Below are 18,684 nucleotides of genomic sequence, written 5' to 3'. Positions count from 1 at the left end.
GGAACTCAGATCAGGAAAACGATGCGCTTGCGATAAAGGCCCAGCAGCAGCAGCGCAATAGCCCAGAGGCCGAGGCAGAAATAACCTGTCACCGCCAAGGAATGCCCCGGAAATATGCCCGCCGTGATCGGCTCGCGCACGCCCTCCAGGAAATAGGTGAACGGGTTCCAGTGATAGGCATATTCTTGAACGCCCTCTTGCCCACTATAGACCCAGAAGACAGGCGTGAAGAACATGCCCACCCGCATCAGGTTGCCAACGATGAATTCGCTATCGGGAAAGAATGCGCCCAGGAACGCAAAAACCACCACAAATGCAGGGGTTGCCAGGATGAGGAGCAACAATCCCACCAAGGACAGCAGCCAGTTTGTGTTGATTCCGTAACCGCTCAAAAGCAGAATGAGAACGCAACCCGCCAGCGAATAACCAGCTCGAATAATGCATTGCATCGTCAAGCGCATCACATACACGAACAACGGCAGCGTCGTGCCCTGAATGAAGCTCGCTTCGCGTTGGAAGAGAGACACGCTCATGGTGATGGTCTCGGTAAGATAGAACCACACCAGCATGCCGATGGCCACATAGGCTATATAGCTTGGGTTGCTTGCGTCCTTGGTCACGAAAACAAAGGCAAATGTGCCGACGAAAGCGAAATAGTTGACCAGCATCCAAAGCGGGCCGAGCGTCGTGCGTCTGTGCTGGTCGCCGATGTCCTCATGGGCAAGCGCGATCCAGACTCGGTGTAATCTCATGGCTTTTGAGATGTCGTCAAAAGCGCCGTTTAGTGCCGCAATCATAGCTGGGAATATCGCAATCCGTTGTTCTGGCGCATTGTCCTTCGCTGGCCATCGCGAACCACCACACCCATCTCTAATAGCCATTTCGACGGGCATATGGCAACGCATTGCGTCGTAACGAGGTCAAGAGCAGAGTCAACTGCGGCAAAACTGGGCACGTGCTGATACCGTGCGGTTTCTTTGTTAGCTGAGACTAATATCAGGCTCGCGGCAATCACCCAAGAATGATGCACCACGCTTGTCCATTGACCGTCCGCTCTTGCCGAAAAAACCTCTGGCTATGACTTCCAGCCCACAGTATGCGATACAAAGCGACGGGCCGGAAATCGCGCTTTGAGAAAACTGAACGGCCATGAGCGATTTTCGTGTTCGCACTTTGCTGGTGTTCACGTCCACGAGCCTGGAGCCTGGTGCCATCCGATGAAGCTGGAATCTGTATTCGGACTTCGGCCACGGATGCACCTCGCCTTCATGAAGAACTCAAGTAAGGTGTTCGACATTCGTGGATAGGGCAGATCTGCGCATAGCGGTGCTGATGGGCACGAAAGACGGCGCGGCGTTCATTGATGAGCAGTTGCAATCCCTGCTCGCACAGTCGCATCCGCTCATCGACCTCTGGATCTCCGACGATGGCTCCGTCGACGGCACGGTTCCCATCATCGAAGCCTGGAAGTCCCGCTGGACAAAGGGTCGAGTGACGTTGGTGGAGGGGCCGCACCGAGGGTTCGCCGCCAATTTCCGCTCGATGATACTCGACCGGCGTATCGATGCCGACTTCTATGCCTTCAGCGATCAGGACGATGTCTGGGAGCCGGACAGGCTGGAAAGTGCCATCCAATGGATGCAGGCGTTCGGCGCGGAAATGCCGTTGATGTTCTGCTCGCGAACCGCGACCATGACCGAAACGGGAAGCCTTGTCGGCCAGTCGCCATTGTTTCGGCGGCCGCCATCGTTCCGCAACGCGCTCGTGCAAAGCATCGCCGGCGGCAACACCATCCTGCTCAACCGCACGGCACGCGATCTGTTGGCAAGGGCTTCGGCACGCACGGGCTTCGTCAGCCACGACTGGTGGGCCTATCTGGTTGTCAGCGGTGCCGGCGGCGTTGTCCACTACGACCCGCGGCCCCTGGTGCACTACCGGCAGCACGCGGCGAACCTTGTCGGCGCCAACGCGTCGTGGCGGGCAAGGGTCTCGCGGCTTGGGCGCCTGTTCAAGGGCGAGTTTGCCGACTGGACCGATCTCAACCTTGCCGGTCTGGCGGTCAATCGCGACCTCCTTACGCCGGATGCCGCGGCGTGCCTCGACCTGTTCGCAAGCGGCCGGAAGGGCAGTCTTTTCCAGCGTTTGCGCACTCTGCCCGCAAGCGGTGTCTACCGCCAGACTCTTGCCGGGACCCTAGGGCTTTATCTCGCATTCGTCCTGGGTCGCATCTGAAATCGGATCGCTTCAAGGCGCGCGGTCGAGCGGTGACCTCGTGCTCTATTGGCCCGAGCGTTTCTTCGCTGTTACAAGTTGAGGGCGATACGTCGAGGAACGCCGAGCTGTTCTCACATGAGGCCAGCGAATGCAGTGACCGCCGTCGGAAGGGGCTTGCGCCAGTGCGAGAACCATCTTCATGAGACGCCCGCGGTTTAATCCGTGGACGTGATCGCCCGCGCCCTTTCAAGCGTCAATGCCACGATCGCCGCCGCTCTGTCCGGGTTTGCAGCCTCCGAATAGCAGCGAAGTTCTGGTGCGTTGCCGGAGGGCCGCAAATGGATGATCTCACCAGTCTGCATTCGCATCCTTAAGCCGTCAGTCTCGTCGACTTCGGCAACGGTCCCGAAAGGCGCCAGGAATTGCTGCAATGCATCCCGATCCGCAAGGCGGCGCATCAAGCTGTGCGAGCTTTCCACCGGGAAGTTTTCAAGTCGCTCGCTTGCGCAAACCGGAAGCTTCCAAACCGCGCGCAGCTGCGACAGCGTTTTTCCTGTCGATTCAACCAGACCCAGGACGGCGAGGATCGGGAGTAGGGAATCCCGTGTCGGCAATGCCGTCAGTGTCTTTCCGCGCAGGGAACAATCCGATCCCAGGAGAACGCCGCCATTGGCCTCGAAGCCGACGACGATGCGACCGGCATGGTATGATGCTTCCATCCCTTCGATAACAAAGGGAGATCCGACCTTCGTTCTCACGACCTCGAAACCGAAAGCTTTCGAAATGCCCGAATTGGAGGTCACCGGCGTCACGACGACGTCTGCCCGCAAGAACAAGGCCGTGGCGAGGCCGATCAGGTCGCCGCGAAAGAGATCGCCATTTTCGTCGGCGATAAGCGGACGATCGGCATCGGCATCTGTCGACACGATGGCATCGAGGTCGAATTCCCCAGCCCAACTCTTGAATTTGGCAAGTGTCGTCGGGCTGACGGCTTCGGTGTCAACGGGCACGAAGGTACCGGATTTCCCGACAGGCGTCACATGAGCGCCAAGGGATTGGAGAATCTCGACCAGCAGATCCGCCGCCACCGAGCTGTGCTGATAAACGCCGACCCTCATGCCGGAAAGGGAGCCGGGCTCCAATATGATCTCGGCGCGCGCGCGATAGGCGGCGATCGCCTGATCATGGCGTGTCGGCAAGGCCGTTCCTGGCGGAGGCGGAGGGCGATAGGCTCCCGATCTTCCGGCGGCGTATTGTGCCATGGCGGCTTCATCGGCCTTGCTGATCTCGCCGTGCGGGCCGTAAAATTTGATACCGTTGCGGTCAGCGGGAATATGCGAACCCGTCACCATAAGTGCCGCTGCGCCATGCTGCTGGCCGTACAGCGCCAAAGCCGGTGTTGGAATAGCGCCGCAATCGATCGGTTGAAGCCCGCTTGCCGCCAGGGCCGCCATGCAGTTGGCGGCAATGGTGGGGCTGCTGTCGCGTAAGTCACGGCCCACCAGCACCATGGCATTTGGCTGAATCCCGTCGGCAGCCAGGCGCCAGGCGAAAGCCTCAGTATAAAGCCCACTTGGGTTCCCGACCAGTTCCGAAGCCAGGCCTCTGAGGCCACTCGATCCAAATTTCATCACTTCGCTTTGGCCGATGAGAGGGAAGGTTGTCATATTGAGGTAGGTTCCCCTGTTAACCGAAAAGCGCTTTGCCGCCCACCCGAGGTTTCCTCGAGAGCTTGAAAAATAGTGCGTCGCGATGAACGAACGGGCAACGGCAGCGCTGTAGAAAGTGCGTCAGACGGCAGCCAATCGCATCGCCTGACCTGCTCCTGGCAACAGCGTGAACCTTAAACCTCCCCGCCGGTTGCGCGATATCCTGGCCGACACTTGACCCCGATCGAACCGTCTGTGAAGAAATCTCTGGCGATGACCTCACGTCCACGCTATGCGGTAGCGACGGCGGGGGCCGAGGATTTGACGCTGAGAACAGGTGGCCGGTGACGGATGGTATTCGATCTGACGCCGCATTAGTGTTGAAGTTCTCACGCCTGGAGTTCAATACTCGCCAATGACTTCCTATGCAGAAGCCGTGTTCGGATTTCGACCGAAGATACGGCGCGTCATCATCATGGTCCAGGACCTGCTCATGGTCCTGGTTGCGGTGGCGCTTAGTCTCGTCCTCTCCCGGTCAGACCTTTCGTTCGATGCATTCTCCTACCAAGGCCTGGTCACCTGGCTCGGGATCGTTCTCATCAGTCACCTGCTGTTCAGATATTGTGGTCTCTACACCACGATCTGGCGCTTTGCCTCGACTCCGGACTTTTTCAACATTCTGAAGAGCTGTGCGATTCTGACGGTCGTGCTCTATGCTCTTTCGTTGATGTTTCGTTTCATCCAGCCCGTGGCTGGCCTCAACGAACGCCAATTCATCGTCTTTTTCCTCGTTTCCTTTACCATCATATCGGCGCCGCGGCTGTTCTACCGATTTCTTCGCGACGGCGCGAGTTGGGGCATCCTTACCCACAGGGTCGACAAAGTGCAGGCCAGGCGGGCGCTGTTCGTCGGTCGGCTTGGTGAGGCCGACCTGATCATTCGCTTCACGCGCACGGCAGAGCCGACCGATTATTCCATTGCCGGCATCATGGCGACCGAGCGTGGCGCACCGTTGGGTACACGGATTCAAGGTGTTCCCGTGGTGGCGTCCCGGCCACGCCTGATCGATGTCCTGGAGGACTACGCCGCCGGCACCAGGAGCATCGACCTGCTTATTTTCGGCAGCGGTGTCGAGCATGAGATCGAGGAATATTCCGAGCTTGTGCGTGTCGCCCGGCATGGCGGCATAACCGTCTTGCAGTTCTCGAGCCTTTCGCAGCTTGGGCAGGAGGGAAAGATCGTTCTCGACGAAGTCGAGATGGAAACGATCCTGCGCCGCCCGACCGTGCCGTCCGATATCGCGCGTATTGGTGCCTTCGTCGACGGCAAGCGCGTCCTGGTGACGGGAGGCGCCGGATCTATCGGCCGCACGCTGGTCAAGCGGTCGCTGGAGCTGGGAGCAGGGGCGGTGCTGGTCGCCGACAATTCCGAGTTCGGCATCTTCCAGTTGAGCCAGTATGTCGACGAAAAGGACCATGATCGCCTGAAGGTGCGCATTGTCGATGTCGCGGACCGGCGTCAGATGACGCGTGTCGTCACGGAATTCAAACCGGACATCATCTTTCATGCCGCGGCTCTGAAGCACGTTCCGCTGCTCGAGGAGAACTGGGAATCAGCTATCCAGACCAATGTTTTCGGTACGCTTGTCTGCGCTGAGGTTGCCGCCAAATGCGGTGTTCCGCAGTTCCTGCTCATATCGAGCGACAAGGCCGTGGATCCGACCTCGGTGCTTGGCATCACAAAGAGAGCCGCCGAGCAACTCGTCAGTTCCTTGCACGAAAGCCACGCAATCGCGCCGGACGGGCGCCGTTCCGGAACCAAATTCATAGCCGTGCGGTTCGGCAACGTGTTTGGCTCCAATGGTTCGGTGGCGACCATCTTCCAGGCACAGATCGAAGCCGGCGGCCCGGTCACGATTACCGATCGACGCATGACCCGTTATTTCATGACGGTGGCGGAAGCCGTCGACCTCGTCATCATGGCGGCCGCCGACGCCCAGTCGCGTAACGGCAAGGACGACTATGCCATCTATATGCTGGACATGGGCAAACCCGTGCCGATTCTCGAAGTCGCGGAAACCATGATCCGCATGGCCGGCAAGACGCCCTATGCGGATATCCCGATCCGCTTCACCGGTATCAGACCCGGCGAGAAGCTGCATGAGACGCTCCAGGGCGCCAATGAAGAGATCATCACGCTCGACATCGCCAAGATCTTCGGTCTCAGGACCGATGTGGTGGCGTGGCCTAGGGTTCAGGCCTCGCTGGCCGCGTTGCAGGCGGCAATGAAGAGCCAGGACAAGGCTTCCGCCCTTGCCGTGTTGGCGCAACTCCATCTGCCGGAGACGCCAGCGCCCGACACGCGGCAGGAAACTGGTCCGAGAACGGTCGGGCAAGCAGGTTAGATACGTTGCAGCTGACGGTTGAATGGCGGGATTTTGCCTGGATATCGATTCCGCGGCCGGCGGTGTCGGAGCAATTTCCGCCGGGAAAGCGCTTCTGGCTTTTGCTGGGGAAACCGTTTCACACTCTTCCTAAAATGGCTCTAGTGATCAGGGGATGGCCGTGAAGGGACTGAAGCGCGCCTTCGATCTCGTCGCGGCAGTCTTGCTGTTGTTGGTGACATCCCCTGTTCTATTGCTCTGCATGCTTGCGGTGCGGGCATCGTCGCCCGGTCCGGTGATTTTTTCACAGACGCGGGTCGGCCGCGATGGTGTGTTGTTTCGCTGCCACAAATTGCGGACGATGTATCAGGGAACGCCGTCCTTGCCCTCGCACGAGGCGCCAGCAAATGCCGTGACCGCGGTCGGAAGGACCTTGCGGAAGTTCAAGCTCGATGAGCTGCCGCAATTCTGGAATGTTCTTCGGGGCGAGATGAGCCTGGTCGGGCCGCGCCCTTGCCTGCCGACACAGACGGAACTGATCGAGCGCCGCCGGCAGCTGGGGGTTTTGGCGGCACGACCGGGCATTACCGGCATGGCCCAGATCAGGGGCATCGACATGTCCAACCCGCAGCTTCTGGCCGAAACGGATGCCGCCTATCTCAGGACGGTGTCGTTCTCGCTCGACCTTCGCATCCTATTTGGAACGCTCTATCGCCACGGGGGCGATTGAGCGTCTCCGAGCCGCGCTATTTCGGCCAGCCGCTCCAGCGTCCCGGTTCCCGGCAGCCAGCCTTCGGATACGAGCAGGGAAGGGTCGCATATCTGTGTCGCGGTCAGGCTGTCCCAGGACGCCCGCTTGCCCAAGAGGATCGCGGCTGCACGCAACGGCTTGGCGTGCATGGCCACAAGGCGCCTCGGCCGTCCGAAACCGTCGCGAAAGGCGCCGACAATGTCGGCGATCGAAACCGGCGGCACATCGCTGGCGACATAGATCGATCGCAGCCGCCCCGAAAGGCTGAGAAGATGCCATACCGCGCCTGCCGTCGATTGCGATGACAGCAGCGAGCGGGTTCCCGTCAGGGCACCTCTCGGCAGCGGCAGGCCCGTATCGGCCAGGCGCATCAGCGCCGCCAAGTTTCCTTTCATGCCGGCCCCGTAGACTGGGGGCAGTCGCAATACGGTGGCGTCGGAACGGCCATACGACGCATAGGCGTCCAGCACCCCGATCTCTGCTTCGCGCTTCGAGCGCCCATAGGCGCATTGCGGATGGGGAATCGTGTCCTCGTCGATCGTTGCGCTGACGCGCGCGCCGATCACGGCCCGGATCGAAGAGAGCAGGATGAACCGTCCACTTGCCTGTTCGGCCGCAGCCTGCGCCAGCCTTGCGCTCAATTCCGCATTGGCCGCCCGAAAATCGGCTTCGGTGGCGTTGCCTTCATCATTGTTCAGACCCGCGCAATGAACGACATCGGTAACCCCCCTGGCAAGCGCCAGGAAGGCAGCCGCCGGCGCATCGACATCGGGCATCTGCATGGCATCATGTCCCGGACCAAGCCTCTCCGGGTAGCGGGACGCGAGGCGGAGCTCGGTGCCCGCCTCGCGAAGCCGATGCACCACCTGACGACCGATGAAGCCTGTCGCGCCTGTGACCAGGACTTTCATTGGTCTTGCCCCGAACGGCTATTCAGTGAAGCGAAGCGCCCGATGTTCCATCCTTGGAAGAAGGGCGTCTTCCGTCACCGGCGGAAGCACGCGCTCTTCCGTCTCGGGCGGAAACGCCTGGTCTTGCGGCAACGGAGCCTGACGGCCCGAGGCGAGATACGTTCCCGACACCAGGAAGACCATCAGCACCGAGTCCAGAATGTCGTGGCCAATCAGGATGCCTGTCATCCCGGACGTGAGATAGGTGATCACCACGATGACAATCATCGTAGCGCCAAAACGCTCGATAGGATCGGTGCTATTTCGCAAAACCACGGCTGCATTCCTGGCGGCAACGACGAAGATCGCCGCCAGCGTCAAGGCGCCCAGAAGTCCTGCCTGCACCAGGGCGGTCAGGAAGCCGTTGTGGAAATGATTGAAGCCTGCATCCATCCCGAACTGATCGTGGAAGCCCTGTTTTATCAAGGCCTGGGTGGCACCCACTCCATGTCCGAACAGCGGCATCTCACGAAACGCTTTCAGACCAATGTCCCACACGGCCAATCGCAATCCTATAGCCGTCGTGTGGTCACCCTTGAGGGCGAGCGCGTCCAAGTCGGAACGCAGAAAGTCGACACGCCCGGATATGGTCTGGAAGCCGACAGCAGCGATCACGGCGCCGGCCGCCAGCAACAGCACCAGCAGGCGAATGGCGTTCCTTCCCTTGAGCCTATGCTGGTTGATCAGCAGAACGGCGATACCGGCAATCAGCAGTGCCAGCCAGACAATTCGGGTGCCGGAGTAGATGATGGCGATCGTCCCGCCAAGTGCCGCACAAATGAGGGCGATCCTGTGTCTCTCTGTATCCGACAGGGCGCCTGCCACGCAGACCACCACGGCAAGGCAGAGGACCTCCGCGAACACAATTGCATTCCCGGCCCCACCCTCGGCGCGGATACCAAGCCAATGTTGTTGGAAGACCGCCAGAAGCAGCGCGACAAAACAGGCCGCCATGCTGCTCAGTACGATGATACGGACAAGCGTTGTCTTCTGCGTAATGCTCCAGGTCGAATAGGAGATGGGGAAAAACAGGAAGGTGACAAGCGGGATCAGGTGCAATGCATCCCTGGCGATCGCGTGGTTGACGATGGACGCCACCAGATTGGCCGCGCAATAGGCATAGATCGCGATGGTCATCGCCATCATCGCCGGGTCGATATTGAAGCGCCTTTTCCTGAGAGCGAGCAACAGGACGGACCACAGAGCGCCGCCATTGAACACGAAGCTGACCACCGATCCCAAAACCGGTGGAAAAAAGAAGCAAAGAATGGAGAAGTAGATATTGATCCGCGAAGGCGTGAGTTGCTGTCTTGCAGACGAAAGACCGGTCAAGTTTCGGGCCCGCTATTCTCGAGTAGCTCTATGCGGCACATCCTGTTCGGCGGAACCGAATGTGCTCGCGTTGAAATTTGCCCATGCCTGATGACGCATCTTGCCCGCTTCCGGAGGTTGTATAGCGGCTGGGCTGTCTTTTCGATAGTGCGGTGGAGCTTGTCGTCACCTAAAATCGGCGGCCGGTGCCCGACGATTGGGAATGGGCTCAAGCAGCGTCTGTCGTCATGGTCTGCCGAGCAATTTTTTCCCGGCCTTTTCCCGGCTGCAGGCATTGCGAACAGAAATTTCCGGGTTTTGGCGAAAGCATGGAAAAATCATTCCCGAACTGACTGCTGCCGGGCTCGTCTTGCATTGTTTTGCCGTGCGCCGATCTGCTAGAACGCCCGCACGAAACACTTTGTCCAGAAGCGACGCTTGAACCGGGCACAAAGCTCGATGATTTGACGCAAGGACTTCTGTCGCAAGGCACGAGAGAACGCTCACAGTCTATGATAACAGCGCTTACGCATCTGCAGCGGCTTGAAGCCGAGTCCATCCACATTTTCCGCGAGGTTGCGGCCGCCTTTGCCAAGCCGGTCATGCTCTATTCGGTCGGCAAGGATTCATCCGTGCTGATGCATCTGGCAATGAAGGCGTTCTATCCCGCCAAGCCGCCTTTCCCGTTTCTTCATGTCGACACGACCTGGAAGTTCCGCGAGATGATCGCTTTCCGCGATCAGATGGCGCAAAAACACGGCTTCGACCTTTTGGTGCATGTTAATGAAGACGGTGTGCGCGACAACATCAATCCGTTCGACCACGGCTCGAACACCCACACCCACGTGATGAAGACGGTGGCGCTGCGCCAGGCGCTCGACAAATACGGTTTCGATGCCGCCTTTGGCGGCGCCCGCCGCGACGAGGAGAAGTCGCGCGCCAAGGAGCGCATATTCTCGTTCCGCAATGCCCAACATGTCTGGGATCCGAAGAACCAGCGTCCCGAAATGTGGAAGATCTTCAACACCCGCATCGCATCGGGTGAATCGATCCGCGTTTTCCCGCTGTCGAACTGGACCGAGCTCGATATCTGGCAGTACATCCTGCAGGAGAACATTCCGATCGTGCCGCTCTATTTCGCCAAGGAACGGCCGGTGGTGGAGCGTGACGGGATGCTGATCCTCAAGGACGACGACCGCATGAAACTGCGCCCCGGCGAGACAGTGGAGAACCGCCTGGTGCGGTTCCGCACTTTGGGCTGCTATCCGCTCACCGGCGCCATCGAATCCGATGCCGACACGCTCGAAGCCATCGTCGGCGAGATGCTGACCGCGCGCACATCCGAGCGTCAGGGCCGCCTGATCGACCGTGACGAAGCCGGCTCGATGGAAAAGAAGAAGCGCGAGGGGTATTTCTGACCATGCGTCACATCATGGCAAAAAGCCTCGCCCCCACCGACAGCATCCGCGACTACCTGGCCGCGCAGGAAAAGAAGTCGCTGCTGCGCTTTCTGACCTGCGGTTCGGTCGACGACGGCAAGTCGACGCTGATCGGGCGCCTCCTGTCCGACACCAAGCAGATTTTCGAGGATCAGCTTGCCGCGCTCGAACGCGATTCGCGCAAGCATGGCACCACTGGCGACGACATCGATTTCGCGCTGCTGGTCGACGGTCTCGAGGCCGAGCGCGAGCAAGGCATCACCATCGATGTCGCCTACCGCTTCTTCGCCACACCGAAGCGCAAGTTCATCGTCGCCGACACGCCCGGCCATGAACAATACACGCGCAACATGGCGACAGGCGCCTCGACCGCCGATCTGGCGATCGTGCTGATCGATGCGAGGCAAGGGGTGCTGCGCCAGACGAGGCGTCATTCGATCATCGCCTCGCTGCTCGGCATCCGCCACATCGTGCTGGCCGTCAACAAGATCGATCTCGTCGATTTCGACCAGGCGGTCTTCGACCGGATCGTCGAAGACTACGGCCAATTCTCGCGCGATCTCGGCTTCCAGACCATCGTGCCGATCCCGATGTCGGCCCGCTACGGCGACAATGTCAGCGGCCGCTCCGACAACATGCAGTGGTATTCCGGCCCGACGCTGATCGAGCACCTCGAGAGCGTTTCGGTCGAAGAGGCTGCCGTCGAGCAGCCGTTCCGTTTTCCGGTGCAGTACGTCAATCGCCCAAATCTCGATTTCCGCGGCTTTGCCGGCACGATCGCGTCCGGCGCCATCGTGCAAGGCGACGAGGTCGTCGTCGCCAAATCCGGCAAGTCCTCGCATGTCAAACGCATTGTCGCTCATGGCGGCGATCTCAAACAGGCGGTGGCCGGCCAGGCCATCACGCTTGTTCTCGACGACGAGGTGGAGGTCTCCAGAGGCAATATGCTGGTTTCGCCGGCCGCCAGGCCGCAGGTCGCCGATCAGTTCGCAGCCAACATCGTCTGGTTTGATGAGCATGCGCTGCTGCCGGGCCGCTCCTACATCCTGCGCACCGAAACCGACCAGACCAGCGCCACCGTCACCGACCTGAAATACCGCATCAACGTCAACGACTTCGCCCATGAGGCGGCCAAGTCGCTTGAAATGAATGAAGTCGGCATCTGCAACATCTCGACACGGGCGCCGATCGCCTTCGATCCCTTCGCCGAGAACCGGACCACAGGCGCCTTCATCCTGATCGACCGCATCTCGAACGCCACCGTCGGCGCGGGCATGATCGTGCACTCGCTGCGTCGTGCCGAGAACATCCACTGGCAATCGCTCGATGTCGGCAAGCGCGTGCGCGCCGACATGAAGAACCAGCGCCCTGCCGTGTTGTGGTTCACCGGGCTTTCCGGCTCCGGCAAGTCGACCATCGCCAACCTGTTCGAGAAGAAGCTGTTCGCCACCGGCCGGCACACCTATATTCTGGACGGCGACAATGTCCGTCACGGTCTCAACCGCGATCTCGGCTTCACCGATGCCGACCGCGTCGAGAACATCCGCCGGGTCGCTGAAGTGGCCAAGCTGATGGCCGATGCCGGGTTGATCGTCATTGTCTCGTTCATTTCGCCGTTCAGCGCCGAACGGCGCATGGCGCGCGAATTGATGGCCGATGGCGAGTTCATCGAGGTGTTTGTCGACACGCCATTCGAGGAATGCGCCAGGCGTGATCCGAAGGGGCTTTATGCGCGCGCGCTGAATGGCGAGATCAAGAATTTCACCGGCGTGGATTCACCTTACGAAGCACCGGAAAACCCGGAGATCCATCTGAAGACGCTCGGCAAATCGGCGGAAGAGATGGTAGATGCCCTGGAACATTGGCTGAATGAGCGCGACATTGCCGAAGACCAATATGAAAGTGGCGGCGGTATCTGACGATAGGTCGATGCTCGACATCTTCGAGCGGCTGGCCCTGGCGGCTGGACGTGAGGTGATGCGCGTCTTCCACGCCGGCTGCGCCGTCGACCGGAAATCGGACGCCTCGCCGGTGACTGAGGCGGACCGCGAGAGCGAGAAGATCATCCTCTCCGGCCTGCGCGCGGCATTTCCCGACATTCCCTGCGTGGCCGAAGAGGAAGCGGCGGCTGGAATCATGCCGACCGATCTCGGCGAGGCCTTTTTCCTTATTGACCCGCTCGACGGCACCAAGGAATTCGTCAATCGCCGCACCGACTTCACCGTCAACATCGCGCTTGTCCGCCATGGCGTGCCGGAAGTCGGCGTCGTCTTCGCGCCTTGCACCGGCCGCTTCTTTTCGGGACGGCCGGGCAGCGCGGAAGCCCTGGAAATCGATGACGACTATCAGATCATCGGCCGCCGGCCGATTTCGGTGAGAGCGGCCGCGTCACCGCTGGCCGTGGTTGCCAGCCGCTCCCACAACACGCCGGAAACCGAAGCCTATATTCGCGACCTCGGCGCCGCCGAGATCGTTTCCGTTGGGTCGTCCTTGAAATTCTGTCTTCTTGCCAGCGCCGAGGCGGATGTCTATCCGCGCTTTGGACGCACCATGGAATGGGACACCGCGGCGGGCGACGCGGTGCTGCGCGCGGCTGGCGGTACGACACGCACGCTGGACGGCAAGCCCTTGGCTTACGGCAAACGCGACCAGGCCGACGACGAGGATTTCGCCAATCCGCATTTCATCGCCAGCGGCAGGGCAGGGGCGAGCCCCGCCTGAGAGTCGCTGCCTACTACTCGGCTGCGGCCTGCGCCGAGTTCGAGCCGATATAGTTGCGGATCGTCTCGATGATCCGATCCTGGTCGGCTTCGCTGAGATAGGGGTGCATCGGCAGGCACAGGATGCGCTTCGGCAACTCCTCCGAGACGGCAAGACCGGTCGGCGTACGTGGGTAGTCGCTATAGGCGACCTGCGCATGCAGCGGCTTGACGTAGTAGATGACGGACGGAATGCCCTTTTCGCTCAGATGCGCCTTCAGGCCGTCGCGCTTGGGCGTCTCGATGGCGTACTGCGCCCAGGCCGAACGGCTGCCATCGATGTTGCGGGCTGCGGTGACCATGTCGCCCAGCCCTTCGGCATAGCGGTTTGCCACCACCTGGCGCGCCACCATCTCGTCTTCGAGAATGGCGAGCTTTTCGATGAGGATCGCCGCCTGCAGCGTGTCGAGCCGCGAATTGATGCCGACGCGGATGTTGTCGTATTGCGTCTCGCCCTTGCCGTGGAAGGCAAAGGAACGCAGCTTGTCGGCCATCTCGTCGTCGTTGGTGAACATCGCGCCGCCGTCACCATAGCAGCCAAGCGGCTTGGCGGGATAGAAGCTGGTCGAGCCGACATGGCCGAACGCACCGCACATCTTGCCGTCAAGCGATCCACCCATCGACTGGGCGGCGTCCTCGATCACCAACAGCCCTTCGCGGTTGGCGATCGCCATGATGGCATCGTAATCGGCGGCGAGGCCGAACAGGTCGACCGGGACAATCGCCTTCGGCTTCAGCCGGCCTTCCTTCTTGATCATGGCGATGGCCGCCTCGAGGCTGGCGATGTCGACGTTGTAGGTCACCGGATCGACATCGACGAAGACAGGTTCCGCCTTGGCCAGTGCCACCACTTCGGCGGTGGCGGCGAAAGTGAAGCTCGGCACGAACACGGCATCGCCCGGGCCGATCCCGGCGGCAAACAGCGGCAGCAGCAGCGCATCGGTGCCGTTGGCGCAGGCCACGACATGTTTGGTGCCGATATAGGCAGCAAGCTTCTTCTCGAACTCCGCGACCTGCGGGCCCAGGATGTAACGGCCGTCCTCGACGACATGGTCGATCGCGGCCTTCAGCCGGTCGCGGATGCGTTCGCGCTGTGCGCCAAGATCGATGAACTGCATGTCAGCCTCAAAAACGATTTTTAACCGGGCGGTCTGGCCAAATAACGGCCCGCTGGTACCAGAGTTGCGCTTGCCGAGAAAGCCGGACAGCCAGAGCCGCCAATTGCCTGGGTGTCGCAGTCTGTTACCTCCGATTTCCGGCGTATCGTCACAAGATGCCGGAAATCCGGGCTTCGTCGGGCGCGTTTGCGCCTATATAGTCCCGCTGGGCGGCCCCGCGAAACATAAAGTGATCGGCTGGCTCAACTTAAATTGAGCGTTACTCAGGCGATTTCATGCCGCCATGGCGGATTGGCGCCCGCGCGCGACACGGTCACCGCCGCTGCCTTGGCACCAAGCGCCAATGCCTTGCGAATGGCGTCTTGCGGAAGGCCGCCGATGGCCGCCTTCGTCAGCAGGCCCTGTTCATGCAGCGAGGCGAGGATGCCGGCGTTGAACGTATCGCCCGCGCCGACCGTGTCGACCACCTCGACCTTTTCCGGCATCACGGTGACGGTGTGGTCTTTGGTGTAACCGACGGCACCTTCGCTGCCATGGGTCACGACGATCAGCTTGGGTCCGCGGTCGAGCCAGTTGCGGATGACATCCTCGTGCGAGCCGGCTTCGCCGAACCATTGGAGGTCTTCGTCCGACAGTTTCACGATGTCGGCCATCGCCATCATCTCGCGGATGCGCCTGAGGTGCTTGGCCTTGTCCGGGATGAAGTTCGGCCTGATGTTGGGGTCGAGCATCATGACGCGGCTTGCATGCTCGCGCCGCATGAACTCTTCATAGGCGCCGCCGGCGGGCTCCGAGATCAGGCTGATGGCGCCGAACAGCATGGCCTCGATCTCGTTGCCGAGCGACGGCAGGTCGTCGATCGTCAGCATGCGCCCGGCGGTGTTCTCGTCGTAGAACGTGTAGGTCGCCTGGCCATTGGTGAGCCGCACGAAGGCGAGCGTGGTCGGCCTGGGCGAGGTGTGCGCATAGGTTGAGCTGACCTTGCTCGCTCCGAGCGCGTCCCTGAACTGGCCCCCGAAAAGATCCGACGACAGGCCCGAAAAGAAGCCGGCCGGCGCGCCCAATCGGCCCAGCGCGATCGCCGTGTTGAACACCGCGCCGCCGACATAGGGGGCAAAGGCCGGCTCGCCCTGCATCGTGACGCGCGGCAGCATGTCGATGAGGGCTTCGCCGCAGCAGAGGATCATGGCGTCTTGGTCTCCGGCGGATAGATCACGCCCTTGCGGATGATGATGTTGGCGTAAAGCCTGGGCTCGCTTGTCGCGACAATGGCATGCGCCGACTTGACCCGTGCATAGAAGTCGGCGCCGGCCAGTGCAACCACCTTGCGGCCCGGTGCGTGTTTGGCGCAGATCGCCTCGATCTCGTGATGGACTGGATCGGCAATCGAGGGATTGCCTTTGACCGAGGCGCGAAACAGGGCTTCCGGAACGGCGTCGTCGACCGGCAGCACGCTCAGGATCGCATCGAGCACGGGAATGAGCTGATGACCATCGGCCCGGATCAGGCGCTTTGCCTGCTCCTCGGCCGGATAGTTTCCGTCGACCAGGGCGATCTCATCGCCATGGCCCATGGCGCGCAGTGTCGCCAGAAGGTCCGGACCGAGCAGCGCCGGGATTCCGATAAGCATTCAGGCGCTCCTGGAAATGGTCGTCGAGCCGATCAGGAAGCGCTCGGAAAGCGGCAGGCTGGCGCCGCCGAGCGCCCGGGCATGAATGCCGACGGTCCCCTCGCGAACGGCGGGAAGTTTCAGACCTTCGCCGTCGATTGTCGCAATGGCCGCGATGATGGCATCGACCAGCCTGCGGCGCACCGCCTGCGGCATCCAGCCGTCGACCACCGCCGCCTCGAAATCGATGACCGAGGACGCCGCGACGATGGCATAGGCGAGCGCCTGTGAAGCGCTGGCGATCCAGTCGGCGAGTTCGGGACCGATCTCGCCCCAGTCCTCGGGCGAGGTCCATAGATGCGAGGCCTCGACGCCGCGGGCATTGAGCGCTTTTTCCAGCATGGCGATCGACGCCACGTCGATCAGCTGGGTAGGTTTGCCGTCTGGTCCGGGCACCGGCATGGAGCCGAGCGCGCCTGCATTGCCGGTTGGCCCGCCAAACAGCCGGCCGTTGAGCACGATGCCGCCGCCGGCGAAGGCGCCGATATAGAAATAGACGAAGTCACGCGCGCCGCCCGCCTGGCCGAAGACGAGCTCGGCGCCGCAGGCCGAGGTGGCGTCGTTCTGCAGATAGACCGGAAAATCACATTGCGACTGGATATCGGCCCTGATGTCGCGGTGGCGCCATTCGTCCATGACATCGCGCGGCGCACCGGCGGTGTCGGCCCAGTTCCACAGTTCGAACGGCATGGCGATGCCGAGCCCGGCGATGCGCTTGTCCTGTGCCGGTGTCAGTTCGCCGCGCATCTTTTTCATGCCTGAAGTGACGAAGTCTACCGTCTCGCGCGGCGCCGGATAGCGGTAGGAGTGCTGCAGCATCGAGCGCACGTGCCCAAGAAAATCGATCAGCACCAGTTCCGCGCTGCGGCGGCCGATCTTGAGGCCGATGAAGAAGGCGCCCTCCGGATTGAGCGCCATAGGTATGGAGGGCTGGCCGATCTTGCCGCGCAGCGGCGCCTGGCGCACGAGCAGGCCTTCTTCCTCGAGTTCGCGCATGATGACCGAAACCGTCTGCGCCGAAAGTCCAGTCATGCGGGCGATGTCGGATTTCGCCAGGCTGCCTTGCTGGCGCACCAGCGAGAGCACCAGCCGCTCGTTGTGATCGCGCATGCCGCTCTGGTTGGTGCCGCGGTGAATCAGGCTGTCATTCGCTTCGGGCGAACCGTGCCTCGCAGTGGCGGTCTCCACCCTGTTCCTCCCATCGTTTCCCCTCAATGCTTTTGGGCCAGAATGAGTGAACGACGCAAGGCTGTCAATAATAAATAAGAGTGATTTAATTATTGACAGCGGCTGCGGTCTGGTGTCTGTTGAGGCGGCGTCCACGCTGGGAGAATTTCGTAGGATGCGCCGTAGATGCCGGTTGGTCGGCATCCGGAATGGTTCCACTGGGAGGAAGATCGTGACCAATACAAAATTGTTGAAATCGACCGTGTTTGCCGCGGCTGCCCTGGGTCTGATGGCGTTTGCGTCGTCCGCCTCCGCGGCCGGCGTCGGCGCTTGCCTGATCACCAAGACCGACACCAATCCGTTCTTCGTCAAGATGAAGGAAGGCGCGACCGCAAAGGCCAAGGAACTCGGCGTCGACCTCAAGACCTATGCCGGCAAGATCGACGGCGATAGCGAAAGCCAGGTGGCGGCGATCGAAAGCTGCATTGCCGACGGCGCCAAGGGCATCCTGATCACTGCATCCGACACGAAGGGCATCGTGCCGACCGTGAAGAAGGCGCGTGACGCCGGCCTGCTGGTGATCGCGCTCGACACGCCGCTCGACCCGATCGACGCGGCCGACGCGACCTTCGCCACCGACAATCTCGAGGCCGGCAAGCTGATCGGTGCCTGGGCCGCCGCGACGCTCGGCGACAAGGCCAAGGACGCCAAGATCGGCTTCCTCGACCTGACGCCGTCGCAGCCGACCGTGGACGTGCTGCGCGACCAAGGCTTCATGATGGGCTACGGCATCGACGTGAAGGATCCTAACAAGATCGGCGACGAAACCGATCCGCGCATCGTCGGCCACGACGTCACCAACGGCAACGAGGAGGGCGGCCGCAAGGCGATGGAGAACCTTCTGCAGAAGGACAACACCATCAACGTCATCCACACCATCAACGAGCCCGCCGCAGTCGGCGCCTACCAGGCGCTCAAGGCTGTCGGCCTTGAAAAGCAGGTGCTGATCGTCTCCGTCGACGGCGGCTGCCCCGGCGTGAAGTCGGTGACGGAAGGTGTCATCGGCGCGACGTCGCAGCAGTACCCGCTGCAGATGGCGGCGCTCGGCATTGAGGCGATCGCCGCCTTCGCCAAGGATGGAACCAAGCCGAAGCCGACCGAAGGCAAGAATTTCTTCGACACCGGCGTCAACCTGGTGACCGACAAGCCGGCCAAGGGCGTAAAGTCCATCGACACCAAGGAAGGCCTCGCCAAGTGCTGGGGCTGATGCTGGT

The 18,684-nt window shown here is 61.2% G+C and carries 15 protein-coding genes; 7 read left to right on the top strand and 8 right to left on the bottom strand.

Annotated elements, in window-relative coordinates:
• Positions 1 to 5: 5 nt before the first annotated feature.
• On the bottom strand, positions 6 to 893 hold the full coding sequence (locus D3242_RS00495; RefSeq protein ID WP_223217764.1) for an ABC transporter permease: 888 nt from the start codon (positions 891 to 893) through the stop codon (positions 6 to 8).
• A gap of 406 nt (positions 894 to 1,299) precedes the next feature.
• On the opposite strand from D3242_RS00495, the gene D3242_RS00490 reads away from it, so the two are divergent.
• Positions 1,300 to 2,232 carry a glycosyltransferase family 2 protein gene (locus D3242_RS00490; protein WP_064982985.1) on the top strand — a complete coding sequence of 311 codons (933 nt, stop codon included), beginning with the start codon at positions 1,300 to 1,302 and terminating at the stop codon, positions 2,230 to 2,232.
• A 197-nt stretch (positions 2,233 to 2,429) separates the two neighbouring features.
• On the opposite strand, the gene D3242_RS00485 is transcribed toward D3242_RS00490, so the two are convergent.
• Positions 2,430 to 3,881 (bottom strand): phosphomannomutase, encoded by a 1,452-nt coding sequence (locus D3242_RS00485; protein ID WP_120145477.1) that lies wholly within the window; start codon positions 3,879 to 3,881, stop codon positions 2,430 to 2,432.
• 397 nt (positions 3,882 to 4,278) lie between these two features.
• Here D3242_RS00485 and D3242_RS00480 point away from each other — a divergent pair, with 397 nt between their 5' ends.
• Together D3242_RS00480 and D3242_RS00475 are read left to right on the top strand one after the other, a co-directional pair.
• Positions 4,279 to 6,267, top strand: coding sequence for a nucleoside-diphosphate sugar epimerase/dehydratase (locus D3242_RS00480; protein WP_019857043.1), 1,989 nt, complete (start codon positions 4,279 to 4,281; stop codon positions 6,265 to 6,267).
• Positions 6,268 to 6,421: 154 nt separating this feature from the next.
• Positions 6,422 to 6,976 (top strand): sugar transferase, encoded by a 555-nt coding sequence (locus D3242_RS00475; protein ID WP_171880397.1) that lies wholly within the window; start codon positions 6,422 to 6,424, stop codon positions 6,974 to 6,976.
• Here the strand turns inward: D3242_RS00475 and D3242_RS00470 are convergent.
• The gene (locus tag D3242_RS00470) at positions 6,955 to 7,908 is read right to left on the bottom strand and encodes an NAD-dependent epimerase/dehydratase family protein (RefSeq protein ID WP_064982983.1); all 954 of its coding nucleotides are present in this window, start codon (positions 7,906 to 7,908) and stop codon (positions 6,955 to 6,957) included. The two genes, D3242_RS00475 and D3242_RS00470, sit on opposite strands and share 22 nt — an antisense overlap.
• 18 nt (positions 7,909 to 7,926) lie before the next feature.
• Positions 7,927 to 9,180 (bottom strand): O-antigen ligase family protein, encoded by a 1,254-nt coding sequence (locus D3242_RS00465; protein ID WP_064983556.1) that lies wholly within the window; start codon positions 9,178 to 9,180, stop codon positions 7,927 to 7,929.
• A 590-nt stretch (positions 9,181 to 9,770) separates the two neighbouring features.
• On the opposite strand from D3242_RS00465, the gene cysD reads away from it, so the two are divergent.
• Genes cysD through cysQ form a run of 3 tightly spaced genes read left to right on the top strand, consistent with a single transcriptional unit; the run spans position 9,771 to position 13,418 of the window.
• Positions 9,771 to 10,676 carry a sulfate adenylyltransferase subunit CysD gene (gene cysD / locus D3242_RS00460; protein ID WP_019857047.1) on the top strand — a complete coding sequence of 302 codons (906 nt, stop codon included), beginning with the start codon at positions 9,771 to 9,773 and terminating at the stop codon, positions 10,674 to 10,676.
• A 2-nt stretch (positions 10,677 to 10,678) separates the two neighbouring features.
• The gene (gene cysN / locus D3242_RS00455; RefSeq protein WP_064982982.1) at positions 10,679 to 12,616 is read left to right on the top strand and encodes a sulfate adenylyltransferase subunit CysN; all 1,938 of its coding nucleotides are present in this window, start codon (positions 10,679 to 10,681) and stop codon (positions 12,614 to 12,616) included.
• A gap of 10 nt (positions 12,617 to 12,626) precedes the next feature.
• The gene (cysQ, locus tag D3242_RS00450; protein ID WP_019857049.1) at positions 12,627 to 13,418 is read left to right on the top strand and encodes a 3'(2'),5'-bisphosphate nucleotidase CysQ; all 792 of its coding nucleotides are present in this window, start codon (positions 12,627 to 12,629) and stop codon (positions 13,416 to 13,418) included.
• A gap of 13 nt (positions 13,419 to 13,431) precedes the next feature.
• Here the strand turns inward: cysQ and D3242_RS00445 are convergent, their stop codons facing one another.
• The 4 genes from D3242_RS00445 to D3242_RS00430 all read right to left on the bottom strand — a co-directional run bounded on the left by D3242_RS00445 (position 13,432) and on the right by D3242_RS00430 (position 17,431).
• Positions 13,432 to 14,574, bottom strand: a complete 1,143-nt coding sequence (locus D3242_RS00445) for a DegT/DnrJ/EryC1/StrS family aminotransferase (protein ID WP_064982980.1) — start codon at positions 14,572 to 14,574, stop codon at positions 13,432 to 13,434.
• Positions 14,575 to 14,837: 263 nt separating this feature from the next.
• Positions 14,838 to 15,761 (bottom strand): carbohydrate kinase family protein, encoded by a 924-nt coding sequence (locus D3242_RS00440; protein WP_019857051.1) that lies wholly within the window; start codon positions 15,759 to 15,761, stop codon positions 14,838 to 14,840.
• Positions 15,758 to 16,204 (bottom strand): RbsD/FucU family protein, encoded by a 447-nt coding sequence (locus D3242_RS00435; protein ID WP_019857052.1) that lies wholly within the window; start codon positions 16,202 to 16,204, stop codon positions 15,758 to 15,760. Before D3242_RS00435 ends, D3242_RS00440 begins: the two co-directional genes overlap by 4 nt.
• A complete protein-coding gene (locus D3242_RS00430; protein ID WP_064982979.1) occupies positions 16,205 to 17,431 on the bottom strand; it encodes an ROK family transcriptional regulator in 1,227 nt (408 codons plus the stop codon).
• Between the two features lie 268 nt (positions 17,432 to 17,699).
• On the opposite strand from D3242_RS00430, the gene D3242_RS00425 reads away from it, so the two are divergent.
• Positions 17,700 to 18,677 (top strand): sugar ABC transporter substrate-binding protein, encoded by a 978-nt coding sequence (locus D3242_RS00425; protein WP_394811859.1) that lies wholly within the window; start codon positions 17,700 to 17,702, stop codon positions 18,675 to 18,677.
• Positions 18,678 to 18,684 lie beyond the last annotated feature (7 nt).

The sequence above is a fragment of the Mesorhizobium jarvisii genome, assembly GCF_003601985.1.
Lineage (GTDB): Bacteria > Pseudomonadota > Alphaproteobacteria > Rhizobiales > Rhizobiaceae > Mesorhizobium > Mesorhizobium jarvisii.
Note: the sequence above shows the minus strand (reverse complement) of the source record. Positions and strands in the feature narration are given on the sequence as shown.

Coding starts and splice junctions, on each gene's coding strand:
- D3242_RS00495 (WP_223217764.1), bottom strand. CDS start 893: ATGCCCGTCGAAATGGCTATTAGAGATGGGTGTGGTGGTTCGCGATGG.
- D3242_RS00485 (WP_120145477.1), bottom strand. CDS start 3,881: ATGACAACCTTCCCTCTCATCGGCCAAAGCGAAGTGATGAAATTTGGA.
- D3242_RS00480 (WP_019857043.1), top strand. CDS start 4,279: ATGACTTCCTATGCAGAAGCCGTGTTCGGATTTCGACCGAAGATACGG.
- D3242_RS00475 (WP_171880397.1), top strand. CDS start 6,422: ATGGCCGTGAAGGGACTGAAGCGCGCCTTCGATCTCGTCGCGGCAGTC.
- D3242_RS00470 (WP_064982983.1), bottom strand. CDS start 7,908: ATGAAAGTCCTGGTCACAGGCGCGACAGGCTTCATCGGTCGTCAGGTG.
- cysD (WP_019857047.1), top strand. CDS start 9,771: ATGATAACAGCGCTTACGCATCTGCAGCGGCTTGAAGCCGAGTCCATC.
- cysN (WP_064982982.1), top strand. CDS start 10,679: ATGCGTCACATCATGGCAAAAAGCCTCGCCCCCACCGACAGCATCCGC.
- cysQ (WP_019857049.1), top strand. CDS start 12,627: ATGCTCGACATCTTCGAGCGGCTGGCCCTGGCGGCTGGACGTGAGGTG.
- D3242_RS00445 (WP_064982980.1), bottom strand. CDS start 14,574: ATGCAGTTCATCGATCTTGGCGCACAGCGCGAACGCATCCGCGACCGG.
- D3242_RS00440 (WP_019857051.1), bottom strand. CDS start 15,761: ATGATCCTCTGCTGCGGCGAAGCCCTCATCGACATGCTGCCGCGCGTC.
- D3242_RS00435 (WP_019857052.1), bottom strand. CDS start 16,204: ATGCTTATCGGAATCCCGGCGCTGCTCGGTCCGGACCTTCTGGCGACA.
- D3242_RS00425 (WP_394811859.1), top strand. CDS start 17,700: ATGGCGTTTGCGTCGTCCGCCTCCGCGGCCGGCGTCGGCGCTTGCCTG.